This is a genomic window from Salidesulfovibrio onnuriiensis (assembly GCF_008001235.1).
Classification (GTDB): domain Bacteria; phylum Desulfobacterota; class Desulfovibrionia; order Desulfovibrionales; family Desulfovibrionaceae; genus Pseudodesulfovibrio; species Pseudodesulfovibrio onnuriiensis.
Genome location: NZ_CP040751.1, coordinates 2407668 through 2424560, shown reverse-complemented (window position 1 = coordinate 2424560; position 16893 = coordinate 2407668). Strand labels below are relative to the sequence as shown.

General features: G+C 57.7%; 16 protein-coding genes. 6 read left to right on the top strand and 10 right to left on the bottom strand.

Going from position 1 to position 16893, the window contains the following annotated elements; all coding sequences use genetic code 11:
• Positions 1-58: 58 nt before the first annotated feature.
• Positions 59-1081: a dTDP-glucose 4,6-dehydratase gene (gene rfbB, locus FGL65_RS10885; protein WP_147821225.1), complete on the top strand. Its 1023-nt coding sequence runs from the start codon at positions 59-61 to the stop codon at positions 1079-1081.
• Positions 1078-1947: a dTDP-4-dehydrorhamnose reductase gene (gene rfbD, locus FGL65_RS10880; RefSeq protein WP_147821224.1), complete on the top strand. Its 870-nt coding sequence runs from the start codon at positions 1078-1080 to the stop codon at positions 1945-1947. Before rfbB ends, rfbD begins: the two co-directional genes overlap by 4 nt.
• A gap of 9 nt (positions 1948-1956) precedes the next feature.
• Here rfbD and FGL65_RS10875 read toward each other — a convergent pair whose 3' ends face one another.
• Positions 1957-4539 carry a SulP family inorganic anion transporter gene (locus FGL65_RS10875; RefSeq protein ID WP_147821223.1) on the bottom strand — a complete coding sequence of 861 codons (2583 nt, stop codon included), beginning with the start codon at positions 4537-4539 and terminating at the stop codon, positions 1957-1959.
• 480 nt (positions 4540-5019) lie between these two features.
• On the opposite strand from FGL65_RS10875, the gene FGL65_RS10870 reads away from it, so the two are divergent.
• Entirely contained in the window at positions 5020-5787 is a 768-nt protein-coding gene (locus FGL65_RS10870) for a glycosyltransferase family protein (RefSeq protein WP_250645463.1), read from the top strand.
• 32 nt (positions 5788-5819) lie between these two features.
• On the opposite strand, the gene FGL65_RS10865 is transcribed toward FGL65_RS10870, so the two are convergent.
• The 5 genes from FGL65_RS10865 to FGL65_RS10845 all read right to left on the bottom strand — a co-directional run bounded on the left by FGL65_RS10865 (position 5820) and on the right by FGL65_RS10845 (position 11171).
• Complete coding sequence (locus FGL65_RS10865) at positions 5820-6761, bottom strand: aminotransferase class IV (protein ID WP_147821222.1); 942 nt, start codon at positions 6759-6761, stop codon at positions 5820-5822.
• A 15-nt stretch (positions 6762-6776) separates the two neighbouring features.
• Positions 6777-7802, bottom strand: coding sequence for an aspartate-semialdehyde dehydrogenase (locus FGL65_RS10860; protein WP_147821221.1), 1026 nt, complete (start codon positions 7800-7802; stop codon positions 6777-6779).
• A gap of 22 nt (positions 7803-7824) precedes the next feature.
• Positions 7825-8697, bottom strand: a complete 873-nt coding sequence (gene metF, locus FGL65_RS10855; protein WP_147821220.1) for a methylenetetrahydrofolate reductase [NAD(P)H] — start codon at positions 8695-8697, stop codon at positions 7825-7827.
• Positions 8698-8814: 117 nt separating this feature from the next.
• Positions 8815-9207 (bottom strand): (deoxy)nucleoside triphosphate pyrophosphohydrolase, encoded by a 393-nt coding sequence (locus FGL65_RS10850; RefSeq protein WP_147821219.1) that lies wholly within the window; start codon positions 9205-9207, stop codon positions 8815-8817.
• Entirely contained in the window at positions 9204-11171 is a 1968-nt protein-coding gene (locus tag FGL65_RS10845; protein ID WP_147821218.1) for an ABC-F family ATP-binding cassette domain-containing protein, read from the bottom strand. The genes FGL65_RS10850 and FGL65_RS10845 overlap by 4 nt, the downstream gene beginning before the upstream one ends.
• Positions 11172-11274: 103 nt before the next feature.
• On the opposite strand from FGL65_RS10845, the gene FGL65_RS10840 reads away from it, so the two are divergent.
• The 3 genes from FGL65_RS10840 to FGL65_RS10830 all read left to right on the top strand — a co-directional run bounded on the left by FGL65_RS10840 (position 11275) and on the right by FGL65_RS10830 (position 12314).
• Positions 11275-11535, top strand: a complete 261-nt coding sequence (locus FGL65_RS10840) for a GIY-YIG nuclease family protein (protein WP_147821217.1) — start codon at positions 11275-11277, stop codon at positions 11533-11535.
• A 68-nt stretch (positions 11536-11603) separates the two neighbouring features.
• The gene (locus FGL65_RS10835) at positions 11604-11834 is read left to right on the top strand and encodes a hypothetical protein (protein WP_147821216.1); all 231 of its coding nucleotides are present in this window, start codon (positions 11604-11606) and stop codon (positions 11832-11834) included.
• Between the two features lie 3 nt (positions 11835-11837).
• Positions 11838-12314 (top strand): hypothetical protein, encoded by a 477-nt coding sequence (locus tag FGL65_RS10830; RefSeq protein ID WP_147821215.1) that lies wholly within the window; start codon positions 11838-11840, stop codon positions 12312-12314.
• 50 nt (positions 12315-12364) lie between these two features.
• Here FGL65_RS10830 and leuB read toward each other — a convergent pair whose 3' ends face one another.
• The 4 genes from leuB to FGL65_RS10810 are packed head-to-tail and all read right to left on the bottom strand — an operon-like array spanning position 12365 to position 16775.
• Positions 12365-13432 (bottom strand): 3-isopropylmalate dehydrogenase, encoded by a 1068-nt coding sequence (gene leuB / locus FGL65_RS10825; protein ID WP_147821214.1) that lies wholly within the window; start codon positions 13430-13432, stop codon positions 12365-12367.
• 42 nt (positions 13433-13474) lie between these two features.
• Entirely contained in the window at positions 13475-13966 is a 492-nt protein-coding gene (locus FGL65_RS10820) for a 3-isopropylmalate dehydratase small subunit (protein ID WP_147821213.1), read from the bottom strand.
• A gap of 11 nt (positions 13967-13977) precedes the next feature.
• On the bottom strand, positions 13978-15237 hold the full coding sequence (gene leuC, locus FGL65_RS10815) for a 3-isopropylmalate dehydratase large subunit (protein ID WP_147821212.1): 1260 nt from the start codon (positions 15235-15237) through the stop codon (positions 13978-13980).
• 2 nt (positions 15238-15239) lie between these two features.
• Positions 15240-16775, bottom strand: coding sequence for a 2-isopropylmalate synthase (locus tag FGL65_RS10810; RefSeq protein WP_147821211.1), 1536 nt, complete (start codon positions 16773-16775; stop codon positions 15240-15242).
• Positions 16776-16893: the final 118 nt, after the last annotated feature.

Below are 16893 nucleotides of genomic sequence, written 5' to 3'. Positions count from 1 at the left end.
ATATTGCGCCAAACCTTGAAAAAACAACAGCTTCGGCAGATTCCATAAGGACACCAACATGCGACTTCTCGTCACCGGCGGATGCGGTTTCATTGGCACCAATTTCATCTACCTCATGCTGGAGCGCCATCCGGACTGGGCCATCTACAACCTGGACAAGCTCACCTATGCGGGCAACCGCAAAAACCTGCTGCCCGTGGAACAGGGACCGGACAAGGACCGCTACCATTTCCTGCACGGCGACATCTGTGACCGGGACTACGTCGAGCAGATTCTGCGCGACCACCATATCGACGCTGTGGTCAACTTTGCGGCCGAATCCCACGTGGACCGTTCCATCAATGACCCTTCGCCCTTTGTGACCACCAATGTACAGGGAGCCCAGAACCTGTTCGAATGCGCCCGCCAAACAGGCATAGGCCGTTTCGTGCATGTTTCCACGGACGAAGTCTACGGAACCCTCGGTCCCGAGGGAAAATTCATGGAGAGCACTCCCCTGGCTCCCAACAGTCCCTATTCCGCAAGCAAGGCCGGAGCCGACCTCATGGCCAGGGCATATTTCGAGACCTACGGGCTCCCCGTGGTCATCACCCGCTGTTCCAACAACTACGGACCGTACCAGTTCCCGGAAAAGCTTATTCCCCTCATGTTCCAGAACGCCAAGGCGAACAAATCACTGCCGGTCTACGGAGACGGGATGAACATCCGGGACTGGATCTATGTGGACGACCATTGCACCGGCGTGGAACTGGCCCTTCTCAAGGGACGCGAAGGCCAAGCATACAACTTCGGGGGCAATGCGGAAAAGCCCAACATTGAGGTCGTCAAAACCATTCTCGCAGCACTGGACAAGCCCGAATCCCTGATCACCTACGTGAAGGATCGCCCGGGCCACGACAAGCGCTATGCCATGGACTTTTCCCTGGCGCACAGCGAACTGAGCTTTTCACCCTCTCTTGACTTCACGGAAGGCATCCGCAAAACATTGGAATGGTACGAAGCCAACACGGAATGGCTGGAAGACGTCCAGAGCGGCGCTTACCGCGAATTCATGCAGGAATGGTACAAGGAGCGGAAATGATCGATCTCAAAGGGAAAAAAGCCGTTGTCTTCGGCGGAGCCACGGGCCTACTCGGGCAGGCGCTTGTCAGGCAGCTTCAGGAACAGGACGTGACTACCGTCGGCTATTCCAGCGCCGACATGGACATTCTGGACCAAAAGACAGTGGAAAAAATCCTGGATCGGGAAACGCCGGACTTCATATTCAATGCCGTGGCCTACACCCAGGTGGACCAGGCCGAGGAAGATGAGGAAATGGCCTTCGCGCTCAACGCCACGGTGCCAGCCCTCATTGCCGCCCAGGCCGCACGCCGGAACATACCGTTCATCCATTTCAGCACGGACTTTGTCTTCAAGGGCAACAGCAATGTCCCCTACCAGGAAACGGACAGGCCGAACGCCATTTCCGTCTACGGCATCAGCAAGGCGGCCGGGGAAAAGGGACTCCTTGAGTTGGGATATCCCAAGACCCTTATCATCCGCATCTCCTGGCTCTTTGGCCCGGACAAGACAAATTTCGTGGACAAGATCCTGAACCTGGCCAGGGAGCGCGAGCAACTCAACGTGGTCAACGACCAGACCGGCTCTCCCTCCTACACCCCGGATATCGCCCGGAACACTCTTGAGCTGGTGCGCCGGGGTAAAACCGGCATCTACCATCTCTGCAACAGCGGTTCGGCCACTTGGTTCGACCTGGCCGCCACGGCCGTGAAGATGGCAGAGATACCCTGTGCGGTCGAGCCCGTACCCACAAGCGCATACCCGACCAAGGCGGCCCGACCCGCCTATTCCGTACTGGATCTTTCCGCCTTCCGCCAAGCAACGGGCATCACCCCCCGCCACTGGAGGGACGCCCTGGAAGAATACGTCACGGTCCTGAAAAGTTAATCCGAAGCGCTACATCAGGTCGTTTACCTTCCGGTTGGCGTCGGCCAGCCGGTCGGCAAGCATATTGATGAGGAACCGGTTGATGGCCGTCACCAGAACCGGCGCTCTTTTTTCCAGCTGCTCCAGCTTCGTGCGGGTCATCTGATAGACGATGCATTTTTCCGCGGCGCGGACTGTGGCCGAACGCGGCGTATTGGTATAAATGCCCATTTCCCCGAACACGGCTCCGGGACCGACCTTCTTCAGCCGCAGGGTCTTGCCGCCCTCCACCTCCAACTCCACGTTGAGGGTGCCACTCTCCACGAAATACATGGTATCCGAGGAATCGCCTTGCCGAATGACGGGATCGCCCTTGATGTAGATGCGCTTTTTCAGCACCTTCATGAGGGCCGGGATATACCTGGGATCAGGGAAAACAGGTTCCAAAAGGCTGGGAAGGGATTGGTGCTCCATATCCATGAGGTTCTCGGAATCAAGAATCTGATTTTCGCACCATTCCAGGGCATAATCCAGATTCATGAACAGCTTGAATGACCCTTCCATGTCATTGATGGCATAGCCGCCCTTTTCCAGATGCTCCTCCAGATCCAGAGGAGGGCTGGTGAATATGATTTCGAGTTCATGCTCCAGGGCGAGATCCCGCAGCATGGTGAACCCTATGTGTGTGGCAGAGGCAAAGCCGGTCACCAGCTTGAAGTCTATGATGATGTATTCCGCGGGCAATTGCTCGGAATCATCGACCCGGCGCTGAATTCGGTCAATGAGGTCGTATATTGTCCCCAGGAACACAAATCCCTGCAGGCGAAGAATGAAAATATGGTCCCCGGCCTCCTTCAGGGCGCGGAGCTGCGCGGGCGCCCGGTCCACATTGCTGCGGTACACGGCACCGGAAAGAACATTCTTGATTGCCCCGCCTCGGCTGTACCGGCTCACGGTTATCATCATGGCCACGCCCACGCCGAATCCGATGCCGATGAGCATGCCGAAACACAATGTCAGCAGGAATGTCACCACCACAAGCCGCTTGTCGTCCCGGCGGGTAAACGCCGTGCGCGTCCTAAACACCCAGTCGCGAACCAGACACAGGCCCGTATAGATGAGCACTCCCTCGGGCACAAAACGGGGAATCATGGTCATGGCGTCATAGGAATAAAATAAAATCGTCCCACAGACGGCGGCGGCAATGAAGCCGGAAAGACCGCCCCGACCGCCCGTGGCATAGTTGCCGATGGTGCGCCCGTAAGAGATGGAAGCGGGCATGCCCCCCGCGAAAGAGGAAACCATGCCACCGAGCCCCACGGCCCGGAATTCACCGTCCAGGTCGGCGCGCAGGTCGTACCGGGCCTCCATGCTGGTGCTGCGGTACATGATCCGCAGCATGGACAGGACGATCATGCCGCCAATATAGATATTGTGCTCGAGAATGATGTCCCACTGCACCTTGGCGAAAAAGCCCGGGGTCAAGAACGTGCTGAAATACCCCCCCTCGTCTCCGGGAGGGAGGTCTATCCCAATGGTTATGGAAGTGAACCAATCGGGCATGGACCAGATTCCCGCGGCCCAGGCCGCCGCAACGCCAACCAGGAGAACGGCAAGCATGGCCAGGGAGTGCTTGACCCGATACATCCCCAGAAACAGAAGCAGCCCGAACGCCACACTGGGCACCCAACGGGTCAGCTCCACCGGGGTGTTCATGAAATTGACCACGTACAGTCCCGCGCCGAACAGATTGGAATCGGGCGGGGGTGCTGAGGAAATAAGGGACCAGGCTCCCAACAGGACGTAAACGCCGACCGCGCCGAAAACACCCCCCAGAATCTGGACCGGAATGTACCGAACCCAGCGCCCGGTCTTGAGCAGCCCCATCAGCCAGAGGGAAAAGCCTGTGACAAGCGCAGCCAGGGCGACTCCGGCAAATATTGTGGGAACGATGTGGTCCATGGTGTACCCGGTGCCCATGGAACGATAAATGGCTCCCACAAACAGAAACAGCAAAGTGGCCAGCACGGCGTCCGGAGCGCCGATGGCAAACGGAACCCGGCTCCTGAAGGAAACGATCAGCCCGACGAGCGCGGCGGAAACAAGGGCCATGCCCACGGCCTGGGGCACCACGCTGTTGAGGCCGACCTGGGACATTGCCAATTGCCCGTAGGCAACCGCGAAAAAGAACGTCAGCATCCCCGAGACCAGCCCGGCATAAACATTGGTAAAGAAACCGCCGCTCAAGAAAAGCCTACGTTCCTTATCAAGCGTAGACTCCACCGTTGATACGGGCCGCTGCGCCGGTTCCTCATCATACTCCTCATCCCAGATATCGGCTTCCGCATGCTCCTCGGCCAGATCATCGAGCTCCACATCATCTTCAGTCGGTTGCGCGACCGTTTCCACGGGATTGAGGCGTGCACCGCACTCCACACATTCAAGGTGGTCGGCTCCCGGCACGGAACTCGTCGCCCCCCCGCAATGGGGACAAACCACATCCAGGCTGTCTGGAGTTGCCGGTTCAGGGTAGGAAATGGATATTCCCTCTTCCTTCTTCGCGAAATCGTCCAGATTGAGGGAAACCTGTTCGTCCTCCGCCCTGATGACCACAACCCTGGAACACTCGGGGCACTTGGCCTTCCGGCCCGAAAGTCTATCCGGAACGTCTTTTGAAAAGCCACATTGATCACATTTGAATATAGCCACGGAGACTCCGTTCGATGATGGTCCGGGCCCCCCAGAGAGCCCACCGGAATGGCAAATCACGTTTTGCCTGTTATACGTGAAGGTTGAGGCCTGTGCAAGAGAACGGATTTTTTCCCTTGTTCACTATTTCTTCAACAGCCCCTAAAGTTTCAGACGCAACGGACGATAAGACCGGCACGAGGGAGTTGAATTGTACACATGGAACGTGTGCACCCTCGACTACCGGATTATCCCAAGGAAGGGCATACGATGAGAAACATTTGTGTTTCGATCATCATAAATCTTACGGAGCCGGATGCTCGAATATCCCGTCTGCTGCAATCAATTTCACGGCAGGAAACGGGTATCGACTGCACCGAAATTCTCATCGCCGCTCCGGAAGACATGCCCGTCCGCGACATATCGCTCTGGGATGAAATCCTGCACGACACATCCATCCGAGTTCACCCGCTTCCGGCCGGAACAAACGCCGGTGACGCACGAAATTCGGCCATAGAACACTCCCTTGGAAGCTATCTGCTCTGCCTGCGTCCAGACTACCGGCTCGACCCCAAGTACCTGTCATCCGTACTTGCGAAGCTGAACGAGCCGGCTGGCCAGGACATCGCCTACGGTGATTACATCCGGCTGCCCAACAGGGAAAACCGGGCCATAAAGTCCGGTTATGTGCCGCTCCCCGATTTCAACCACGATCTTCTCAGAACGAGCAATATTCTCGGGCCCGCCGTCCTGTTCCGAAGAGAAGTCTGGGAAGAAAGCGATGGTTTCAGGGACAATACCGTTTATACGGAGTGGGATTTCTGGGTCCAGGCGGCCTTGCGCGGGCGTGAATTCGTACACGTTTCCTACCCGCTCGCCTCCTGCGACAACAGGCCCACGACCTTCAGGGAACGGGCGGAAGACGCCCGAGGCAAGGCCATGATCGTCATCAACAACCAGGCCTATTTCCACATGCACACCGTGCGCTGGGCCATGGCCTATCTGCGCGGTGACGCCTGGGCCTCTTCCTGGGCATTCATGCGTCTTCCCGGCCCCATGGACGTATCCAGGATGATGTTCGAGCATAATGTGCAGCGCATGGGAGCAAGCCACATAATCGACAAGGCCATCAGGGAATTCCCTGCAAGAGCCAAAAACGCCACCTCCATATAAAAAGGCCGCCTCTTCCGAAGCGGCCTTTTTCATCATATTTCCAATCCGTTTTCCCGAATGTCCTTTTGGATCAACTCCCGCATCCGTTTCTGGATGGGGCCGGGCTTCACGTTGAGAATGGGCTTGCCCTTGAACCGAACCACGGGAATCGCATCCCCCGAGGTGCCGACAACGATCACTTCCCGGGCTTCGAGAATCTCATCCTCGCTGATCCCCCGAAAAACCACGCTGATCTCATTCTTTATCAGGTCGACGACCCGCATAAGCGTTGTGCCCGCCAATGAATTGTTGAATTCGGGCATCACCAGCTTGCCGCCCTGGTCCACAATGCAAACGTTTTCGGTTGCGCCCTCGGCCAGAAAACCGTGCCGGTCGAAGCAGAACGGATAATCATAGCCCTTTTCCTGCGCTTCGCGCTTCATGAGTACGTTGGGCAGGTAATCAATGGACTTGATGGTGGCTAGGTACGACTGTTTGGCCGGGATGGAGGTCTTGAATGCGGTGGCTCCCTTTTCATAGAGGGACTCAGGTTTCGGATGCAGGTCGTAGCAGACCACGTAAAGACTGGCGAGAGGGCACTCCTCGGCGGTTATGCCGAAGCCGCCCGGACCACGGCCGAGCAGGACACGGATCAACCCGCTGTCCTTGCCGCCCGCGCGGGCGACATCCACGATAATCTCCCCGATCTCCTCCCAAGAGCATGGCGGGGTAAGATGGATGGACTTGCTGGAATGCTTCATGCGCTGAAGATGGGCCTCAAGCTGGTAAAGCTTGCGGTCCACAAACTTCATGGTCTCAAACACGCCATCGCCGCGGTGCACCAGATGGTCATCCCACGGCATGAGCATGAGCTTGGGATCCTTGCAGATCGCACCCACGCGATGTTCGTAGAAGGCCAGCACGTCCCCGGTGCCGGGGCGGTATGCGTTCAGCATCTTCCCCAGGTAGGCGTCGAAATCCAGAACCTCTCGCATTTCAGTCTCCCTTGCCTACGGCACCCGAACCAGGTCCCGCTCAATAAGCGTTTCGGCAATCTGCACCGCGTTGAGAGCCGCGCCCTTGCGGATATTGTCGGAAACTATCCACATGTTCAAACCGTTGGCAATAGTGTCGTCCTCACGGATACGGCCCACATAGGTGGCATCCTCGCCCGCGGCGTCAATGGGCATGGGATAGGCCAGCTTTTCAGGGTAATCCACCACCTCGATTCCGGGAGAGCCCGCGAGCAGGGTACGGCATTCCTCTGCGGTCATCTTTTCCACGGTCTCAATGTTCACGGATTCACTGTGGCCATAGAAAACCGGGACACGAACACAGGTGGCCGTCACCTTGATGCTTGCGTCCCCGATGATCTTGACGGTCTCGTTGACCATCTTCATCTCTTCCTTGGTGTATCCGTTTTCCTGGAACACATCGATGTGAGGCAGGCAGTTGAAGGCAATCTGATGCGGATAGACGTCCGCCACAACAGGCTGGCCGTTCATGAGCCGCTGTACCTGGCTTTCCAGTTCGGTAATTGCCTTCTGACCCGTACCGGAAACCGCCTGATAGGTGGAAACCACCACGCGCTTGATCTGGGCTTCCTGATGAATGGGCTTGAGCGCCACCACCATCTGGATGGTGGAACAGTTGGGGTTGGCGATGATCCCCTTGTGCCAGTCCAGATCATGCGGGTTCACCTCGGGCACGACCAGCGGGCATTCGGGATCCATGCGCCAGGCGCTGGAGTTGTCCACCACCACGCAACCGGCCTTGGCCGCAAACGGGGCAAAATGCTGGGAGGGAGAACCGCCTGCCGAAAAAAGCGCGATGTCGATTCCCTCAAAAGAATCTTCCTTCATTTCGATGACGGTCAATTCCTCGCCCCGGAAAGGCACAGTGGTGCCTGCGGAACGAGAGGAAGACATGGGAAGGACCTCGGAGCAGGGAAAATCACGCTGCTCCAGCACTTTCAACATTTCGCGTCCCACTGCGCCCGTGGCGCCGCATACTGCAACTCGAAATTGCTTGCTCATTGTACAAATCCTTTACAATCTATTAAAATTTGAGGCTGTTGCCGATTTCAAGACAGGCCTTGGCCCGGTTCAGGGTATACAGGTGCACCCCGGGCGCACCCTTGTCTATAAGCTCCTGGGCCTGTTTCTTGGCGTAAGCCATGCCGACCTCGTACACCAAATCATCCCCGCCCTCTTCGTGGGCCTTTTCCAGGGCGCTCAGGAACTTGCCCGGAATGCTCGCTCCGCAGAGCGAAAGGATGAATTTGGCTGACTTGATGCTCATGATCGGCAGCACGCCCGGGATCACCGGAATGTTCACGCCCATGGCCTTCATGCGGTCCACGAAATCGAAATAAATCCGGTTGTCGAAAAACAGTTGGGTAACCATGAACTCGCCGCCCATCTCGTGCTTGAGTTTGGACATGGCCAGGTCGAAGCTGACGGTGGGCGACTCAGGATGGGCCTCGGGGTAGCAGGCCACCCCCACGCACATCTTCTTGAAATGCTCGCGGATGAACTGCACCAGGTCCGAGGCGTAACGAAACTCCTGGGTGCTGAAGTCAAAATCGGGAACATCCTTGGGGGCATCGCCGCGAAGCGCCAGGACGTTCTCGATCCCCGCGTCATCCAGCTCGGACAGGAAGTCCTTGATCTTGCCCGCAGTGGCACCAACACTGGTCAGATGGGTCAATGGTTCCAGGCCGTGATCCCGTTTGATGCGTTTGGCGATTTCCAGGGTATTGTCCTGGGTACCGCCGCCGGCTCCATAGGTCACGGAAGCAAAAAGCGGGTTCAATTCCTTGAGTTCTTCCACCACGTCGAAAAACTTGGGCCAGGCCTGTTCTTCCTTGGGGGGAAAAAATTCCAGAGAAATGAACGGTGAGCTCTGCTTGATCAGGTCAACAATACGCAATGTGCACTCCTTAAAAACCTGCGTGTTGCAACAAAAATCAGAGAAAGTGGGAAAGGGTATCCCTAATCAGGGAAACCTTCAATGGCCGAGAAGCGTATCTTCCCGAAAAAAAGGAGACTAATAAGCCTTGAGGGCTTCCACTATCGCGACATCAGCGGGAAGAAATTTCAGTGACCCAGGTTGCCCCGGACGCACCCATTCCATACGCTGCCCTTCCATTGGAGTAAGTTTCTCCGTAAAATCAGTGATATGAAAAAAATGCAAATGAACGGAAAACGTTTCGTACTCGTGCACTATGTCGCGCCAGAATTCGAACTCGCGGCAACGAATCCCCAGTTCTTCCTCCAGTTCCCGCACCAGGGCCTGGTCCCGGCTTTCGCCCTGCTCGATCTTGCCGCCGGGAAACTCCCACCAGCCGGCCATGCGCGATCCCTCGGGACGTTCCACAGCCAAATACCTTCCGTCCTTCCAGATGATCCCGGCCACCACTTCGAGCATCGGACGCATCATGCTTCTCCCAGGGCTTCCTGTTCCCGCTGAATGGAATCCATCTCGGCCTCGATTCCGGCCATGCGTTCCATGAGGTTCTCCACCCAGCTCTCTACCTCACGATACTGGCTGTTAAGCTTGAGCGCCTCCTCCGGCTTCTCATACGTGGCGGGATCGTTCATCTTCTCTTCCAGCACGCCCTGCTCTTCCAGATTCTTTTCCAGTTCCTTCTCGAGCTTCTCGTACTCGCTCTTCAAGGGCTTGAGCTTGCGGTAAAGCTGGTTGCGCAGCTCTGCCTGCCGCCGCTTTTCCTCCTTGCTGAGCTTGCGCTTTTCCGGTTCTTCCCCAAAAGGAGTCTCGCATGGATCTTCCTGTTTGCGGCTGGCGTCATACTGGGCAAATCCTCCCAGAAAATGCTCAAAGCCCTTTTCCGTAAGCGACCAGACCTCCTCGGCCACTTCCGAAAGAAGATACCTGTCGTGGGCCACAAAAAGCAACGTGCCATCATACCCGCCCAGGGCCCGGACAAGCCCCTCGCGGGATTCGATGTCCAGATGGTTGGTGGGTTCGTCGAGCACCAACAGGTTCGCGCCGGACATGAACAGGCTGGCCAGCAGCAGGCGGCTTTTCTCGCCACCTGACAGTTCGGAGACCTTGCGTTCGAAAAAGGATTCGCCCAGCAGGAACAGGCCGAGCACGCTCATGAGCTGTTCCTCGGTCAACTTGGGATCACACAACCGCCGGATTTCGCCGATGACCGTATTGTTGATCTCCAGGATCTCGGCCTGATGCTGGCTAAAATAGGCCAGCTTGGTATTGTTGCCGATCTTGACGTAGCCGGCGGAAGGTTTCAGGTCGCCGGTAAGAAGCTTGAGAAGCGTGGATTTCCCGGCCCCGTTGGGTGCGGCCAGGGCGATCTTCTTGCCCCTGTAGAGCTGAAAGTTGAGGCTGGGCCATACGCTCCTGCCGCCTTCATAGGCAAATTCCAGGTCCACGGCGGCAATGGCAACCTTGTCCCCTCGGGAGGGCTGGGGAAGCTTGAAGTTCAGGGTCTTTCCGGACCGGGACAGAAGCTGGGTTTCCTTGAGCTTGGAGAGCTCAACCTCCATCTTCTCCACCTTCTTGATCTTGCTCTGGGCCTGGGCGGCCTTGCGCGCCTTAACCCGGAAACGGCGGATGTAGTCCTGCTCGTGGTCTATCCGACTGGAAAGCTTCTCCACTTCCTTGTTCAGCTGGCGGGAATTTTCGGCCTCCCATTCCAGAAATTCGTCAAAAGAGCCACGACGCACCTGCGGCCTTCCCCGGCCCAGGAACAACACGTGGGTTCCCACCCGGTTCAAGAACACCCGGTCGTGGGCCACGAAAAGCAAGGTGCCCCGGAAATTGAGCAGATACTCTTCCAGCCACTCCACGGCTTCCAGGTCCAGGTGGTTGGTGGGCTCGTCCAAAAGCAGGACATCCGCGCCCTGCAACAGTACGCGAGCCAGCTTGGCGCGTTCACGCCAGCCGCCGGAAAGTTCACGGATGTTCTTGAAAAAATCGTCTTCGGAAAATCCGAGGCCCGAAAGAATGGTCCGGGCCTTGTGGTCCGGATTATACCCGTGCTTCTGTTCGAATTCGGCCTGTTTATGGGAAAGGACATTGATTCTGGTCTGGTCCTTCTCGGCCACGGCCTGTTCCCAGTCCCGCCAGAATTCGTTCCAGGACGGCAGGGCCGTCAGCACCCACGCGAGCAGGTTGCTGGAAAGATCGGCTTCATGAAATTCCTGGGCAACATAGCCGAGCTGGGAGCCGCGCTCCATGTTGATGACGCCGCTGTCCGCTTCCTCGGCTCCGGCAATGATCTTGAGGAGTGTACTTTTGCCGCAGCCGTTGGGTCCGGCCACGGCCAGCCGCATGCCCGGCACCACCTCGAAGGAGAGGTCGCTGAACAATGCGTCGCCGCCATGGGCCTTACTGATGGATTGTATGGTGATTCGAGACATAATATTCTTACTCTTTCATATGGTGGCAGAGAGATATAATGCCCCGGATCGAATGGCAAGGCCGGTTTTGACTCGTGATCAGGGAAGGTAGTACAAAGACAAGATGCAAACTTGGCACGTCTATCTCCTGGAGTGTTCCGATGGCACGTATTATTGCGGCATCACTACCGATCTGGACCGCAGGCTCCGACAGCACAACAATGGCACCGCCGCCAAATACACCCGGTACAGAGCCCCTGTCCGGCTGCTGACTTCCGCCGAGGTCGAAGACAAATCCGAGGCCCTCAAGGTGGAACTGTTCGTCAAAAAGACCCCCAGATCGAAAAAATGCTCTGTCATCACAAACAAATCATGGAAAATTTGAAACTCCCATGTCATAGGTAAACACATACGTCACTGACCGTATCTTTAACCAAGACAGACTGTTACCCTATGGACCAAACAGAAACCCTCTTTCTTGCCCTGGTGCTTTTCGTTGAAGTCACCGTGCTGGTCATCCACAACCAGCACTGTACCGACACCGTGCGCAAGATGAAAAGCTTCGTTGAGGGAAAAAAGAATCGCTACAATCTCAAGATCGAAGCTATTGAAGAGGAAAACGAGCAGCTTCTCGAACAAACCGACAAGATGCGAAATGAACTTGAAGCCAGGCGGGGCCAATAGATTATGTGGCTGACGCTGACCATTATCATCATCTCCGTTGCGGTTCTCTTCCTGCTGATCAAATCCATGCGCGCGGCCATGCGTTCGAAACTGAAACAGCTCCTGGCCGAAGAAAGCGACATCGAGGAAAAGCTGCTTTACGCCCAGCGCAGAAACAAGGAACTCAAAAAGGAAATCAAGACCCTTGAGCAGCAGATCACCATGGCCGAACACGACATGCGCCCCGTGGACCTGCCCCCCATAGAGACAGACAAGCCGCCGACGCGCAAGGAAGAGGCCGAACGGCTGAGCCAGTATATGCTCTCCCATGGGATGCTCACCGTCGAGCAAGCCGAAAAGGCCCTGAAAAAAATGAGCTCCCTGCGCATGGACTACCTGGGTGTCTGCCTGACCCTGGGATTCATTGATCTGAACAAGGCCAAGGCCATCGTCAAAACGCAAAGCATCTACCACTCCCCTCTTTCGGCTGAAAAAGACTAAAAAGCCACCCTGGATCCAGGGTGGCTTTCTCCTTACATATGATCGGCGGATCAGATCTCGGCCAAGACGGCCTCGCCCATTTCCTTGCAGCCCACGAGCTTGCAGCCCTGAGCCATGATATCGCCGGTGCGCAGCCCCTTTTCCAGGGTTGCCTGCACTGCCTTGTCGACACTGTCGGCTTCCTCACCCATGTCAAAGGAATGCCGAAGCATCATGGACACGGACAGGATGGTGGCCAGGGGGTTGGCCTTGTCCTGTCCGGCAATGTCCGGGGCCGATCCGTGGATGGGCTCGTACAGTCCGGGGTTGGCGGCCCCGAGAGAGGCGGACGGCAGCATGCCGATGGAGCCGGTGATGGCGGCGGCCTCGTCGGACAGGATGTCGCCGAACAGATTGCCGGTGACCATCACGTCGAACTGGGAAGGATCGCGCACCAGCTGCATGGCCGCGTTGTCCACGTACATGTGATCCAACTCCACGTCCTGGTAATTCTTGTGCTCGTCGATGACTATCTCGCGCCAGACGCGGGAAACGTCGAGCACATTGGCCTTGTCCACGGAGCAGACACGGCCGCTGCGTTTGCGGGCGGCCTCGAAGGCCACCTTGGCAATACGGCGAATCTCCTCCTCGTAATACACCATGGTGTTAAAGCCGTATCGCTGGCCGTCCTTTTCGCCGTCGGCGCGGGGCTCCCCGAAATAGATGCCGCCGGTGAGTTCACGCACCACCATGACGTCCAGGCCCCTGTCCACGATGTCCGGGCGCAGATAGCAGGCGTCCCGAAGCTGCGGAAACAGTGTGGCGGGACGCAGGTTGGCGAACAGGCCCAGTTCCTTGCGGATACCGAGCAGTCCCTTTTCCGGACGAATGGACGGATCAATGGTATCCCATTTGGGGCCGCCCACCGCGCCCAACAGCACGGCATCCGCTCCCTTGCAGGCCTGTACGGTCTCCTGAGGCAGGGGCGCACCCGAGGCATCGATGGCAACGCCCCCGATGAGCGCTTCCTCATACTCGAAAGAACGGCCGAACTTACCGCCTACCTTGTCCAGCACCTTCACGGCCTGGGCCACAATCTCCGGGCCGATCCCGTCACCGGGCAACAAACATATCTTCATTGATTTCTCCATATTACAATCTATCTGCAATCTACAACCAAACTACGACAACTTCTTCTTGGCGTAGGGAACCAGGCCTCCAGCATCCAAGATTTCCTGCATGAACGCCGGCACCGGAGCGCATTTGATGGTCTCATTGGTGCTCATGTTGCGAATTTCGCCCTTTTCCGTATCCACTTCGATCGTGTCGGTATCGCCGATCTTGTCGATATCGTCGCCCACCTCGAGAAGCACCAGTCCCATATTGAAACCATTGCGGTAGAAGATGCGGGCGAAACTCTTGGCCACGACCACGGGCACGCCCGCGCCGAGGATGGAGATGGGCGCATGCTCGCGGGAGGATCCGCAGCCGAAGTTTTCCCCGGCCACGATAACGTCGTTCTTCTTGAGGCGCTTGCCCCACCCCGCTTCCAGGCCTTCCATGCAGTTGGCCCCGAGCTCATCGGGATCAGTGGTTACCAGAAAACGGGCCGGGATGATGGCGTCGGTGTCTATGTGATCGCCCACTCTGTGGGCGGTTCCTTGCACTTTCATGATTTTCGCTCCTACAGTTTGGCGGGGTTGATGATCTCGCCGGCAATGGCGCTGGCCGCGGCAACGGACGGGTTGGACAGGAACACTTCGCTCTCCAGGCTGCCCATGCGGCCCTTGAAGTTGCGGTTGGTGGTGGCGATGGCGCGCTCGCCGCCGGCCAGAATGCCCATGTGTCCGCCCAGGCAGGGGCCGCAGGTAGGCGGACCCACGATACAGCCGGAATCCATGAATATTTCCATAAGTCCTTCCCGCAGGCACTGTTTCCAGATCGCGGGAGTGGCGGGCAGGATGATGCAACGCACCTTGGGATTCACCTTGCGGCCCTTGAGGATGGCCGCAGCCTCGCGCATATCCTCGATGCGGCCATTGGTGCAGGAGCCCACGACCGCCTGATGAATTTGCAGACCCTCGGTTTCCTGAACCGGCTTGACGTTGTCCGGAAGGTGCGGGCAGGCGATCTGCGGTTCCATGCCGGCCACGTCGATCTTCACCACGCGTTCGTAAATCGCCCCGGCGTCGGCGGACATGGTTTCGTCCCCGCTACGCCCGGCATTCCTGGTATATTCCAGGGTCTTGGCATCCGGTGCGAACAGGCCGACCTTGCCGCCGGCTTCGATGGCCATGTTGGCCATGGTCATACGGCCCTCGATGCTCAGGGCGTCCACTGCCGGTCCGCTAAATTCCAGGGCCTTGTACAGCGCCCCGGCAACGCCGATCCGACCGATGAGATTGAGCATGTAGTCCTTGGCGCCCACGAACTTCCCGGGAGCCCCCTCGATCTCCACCTTGATGGTGGGCGGCACCTTGAACCAGGTCTCGCCCAAGGCCATGGCGCCCGCGATGTCCGTGGAGCCCATGCCCGTGGCAAAGGCGCCCAGGCCACCGTAGGTACAGGTATGGCTGTCCGCGCCCACCACGATGTCGCCGGGGCCCACAATTCCCTTTTCCGGCAGCAGGGCGTGCTCCACGCCCACGTCGCCGCATTCGTAATAGTGGGTGATTCCCATCTCATGGGCGAACTCGCGCACAACCTTGACCTGCTCGGCGGAATCAATGTCCTTATTGGGCGTGAAGTGGTCGCAGACCAGGGAGACCTTGTCCTTGTCAAAGACCTTTTCGGCCCCCATGGCCTTGAAGGACTTGATGGCCAGCGGCGCGGTGATGTCGTTGGCCAGGACCATGGACACGCGGCACTGGACAATCTGCCCCGCGCCCGTCACCTCCTGGTCCGTGTGTTTCTGCAATATCTTTTCAGCAAGTGTCTGAGGCATCTCTATCTCTCCTCTTTGGCTTTTTCCAAACGGTTGAGCGCATTGACCATGGCCAGGGCGCTTGCTTTCACAACATCGCCGTCGTTGGCCCGGCCCACGGAGCTGACGCCGCCATGCTCGATGCGCACGGCGACCCCGGCCAGGGCGTCGGATCCCTCGGTAACAGCGTTGACGGAGTATTTCACGAGCTTGGGAGTGACTCCCACCAGGGAATAGATGGACCTGAACACCGCATCGACACAGCCTTCGCCAAAGGCCGACATGGTGCGCACATCGCTTTCATCGCCCACGCTGCCGAATTCCAGGACCATGGCGGCGTGCGGAGGTACGTCCCCTGCCCCGGAAAACACACTCATGTCCTTGAGCCGGAACTTGTCGCGACGGCGATAGACCTTTTCCAGGATCAAGGCTTCCACATCCTCGTCAAAGACCTGTTCCTTCTTGTCGGCCAAATCCTTGACCGCATCAAAGAGCACGGCCAGCTGGTCGTCGTCCAGGGAGTAGCCCAGTTCCTCCACCTTCTTGCGGATGGCGTGGCTTCCCGAGTGCTTGCCGATGACGATCTCGGTTCCGGTCCGGCCGATGGATTCCGGGGTCATGATCTCGTAGGTCAGACGATTCTTGATCACGCCGTCCTGGTGCACGCCGGATTCGTGTGCAAACGCATTGGGCCCCACAATGGGCTTGTAGGGAGGGATGGGCTGCCCGATGATCTGGGACAGACGGCGGCAGGACGGGAACAGCTGTTCGGTGTCGATATTGGTATGCACCTCGTACTGGTCCTGACGCGTGTTGATGGCCATGACCACTTCCTCAAGGGCCGCGTTCCCCGCACGCTCTCCAATACCGGAAACCGTCACCTCCGCCTGGCGGGCGCCGGCGCGGAGTGCGGCCAGGGTGTTGGCCACGGCCAGACCCAGGTCGTTGTGGCAATGCACCGAGAAAACCGCCTTGTGGCTGTTCTTCACGTTCTCGAGCAGGTACCTGATCAGCTCATAATACTCATGGGGCTGGGTATAGCCCACTGTATCCGGGATATTGACCGTGGTGGCCCCTGCGGAAATGGCGGTTTCCGAGACCTTGACCAAGAAGTCCCAATCCGAGCGGGAGGCATCCTCTGCCGAGAACTCGACATTGGAGGTAAACCTGGCGGCGTGCTTCACAGCAGCCTCGGTCATCTCCAGCACCTGCTCCGGGGTCTTGCCCAGCTTGTGCTTCATGTGGATGGGGCTGGTTGCCAGGAAGGTATGGATACGAGGATTGGCGGCATCCTTCACCGCTTCCCAGCAACGGTCGATATCCTTCTGCACGGCCCGGCACAACCCCGCGATCTGGGGTTCCTTCACTGCGGCGGCAATGGCCCTTACGGACTCGAAGTCCCCCTGGCTGGCAATGGGAAATCCGGCCTCGATGATATCGACGCCGAGGGTCTCCAGCTGGCGCGCCATGCGGATTTTCTCGTCCAGGTTCATGGTCGCCCCGGGAGACTGCTCGCCATCCCGTAAAGTCGTGTCGAAAATATACACGCGATCAGACATGGTTTCCTCCGGGTGGAATCGTCCCTTTAATAGGGAGTATATGGTTGCGGTCCGGCTTTCAAGCCCTGGATGCGAGTTGTCCGCATCGTACGGCAATCAAGCCGCAACTATAAAACTA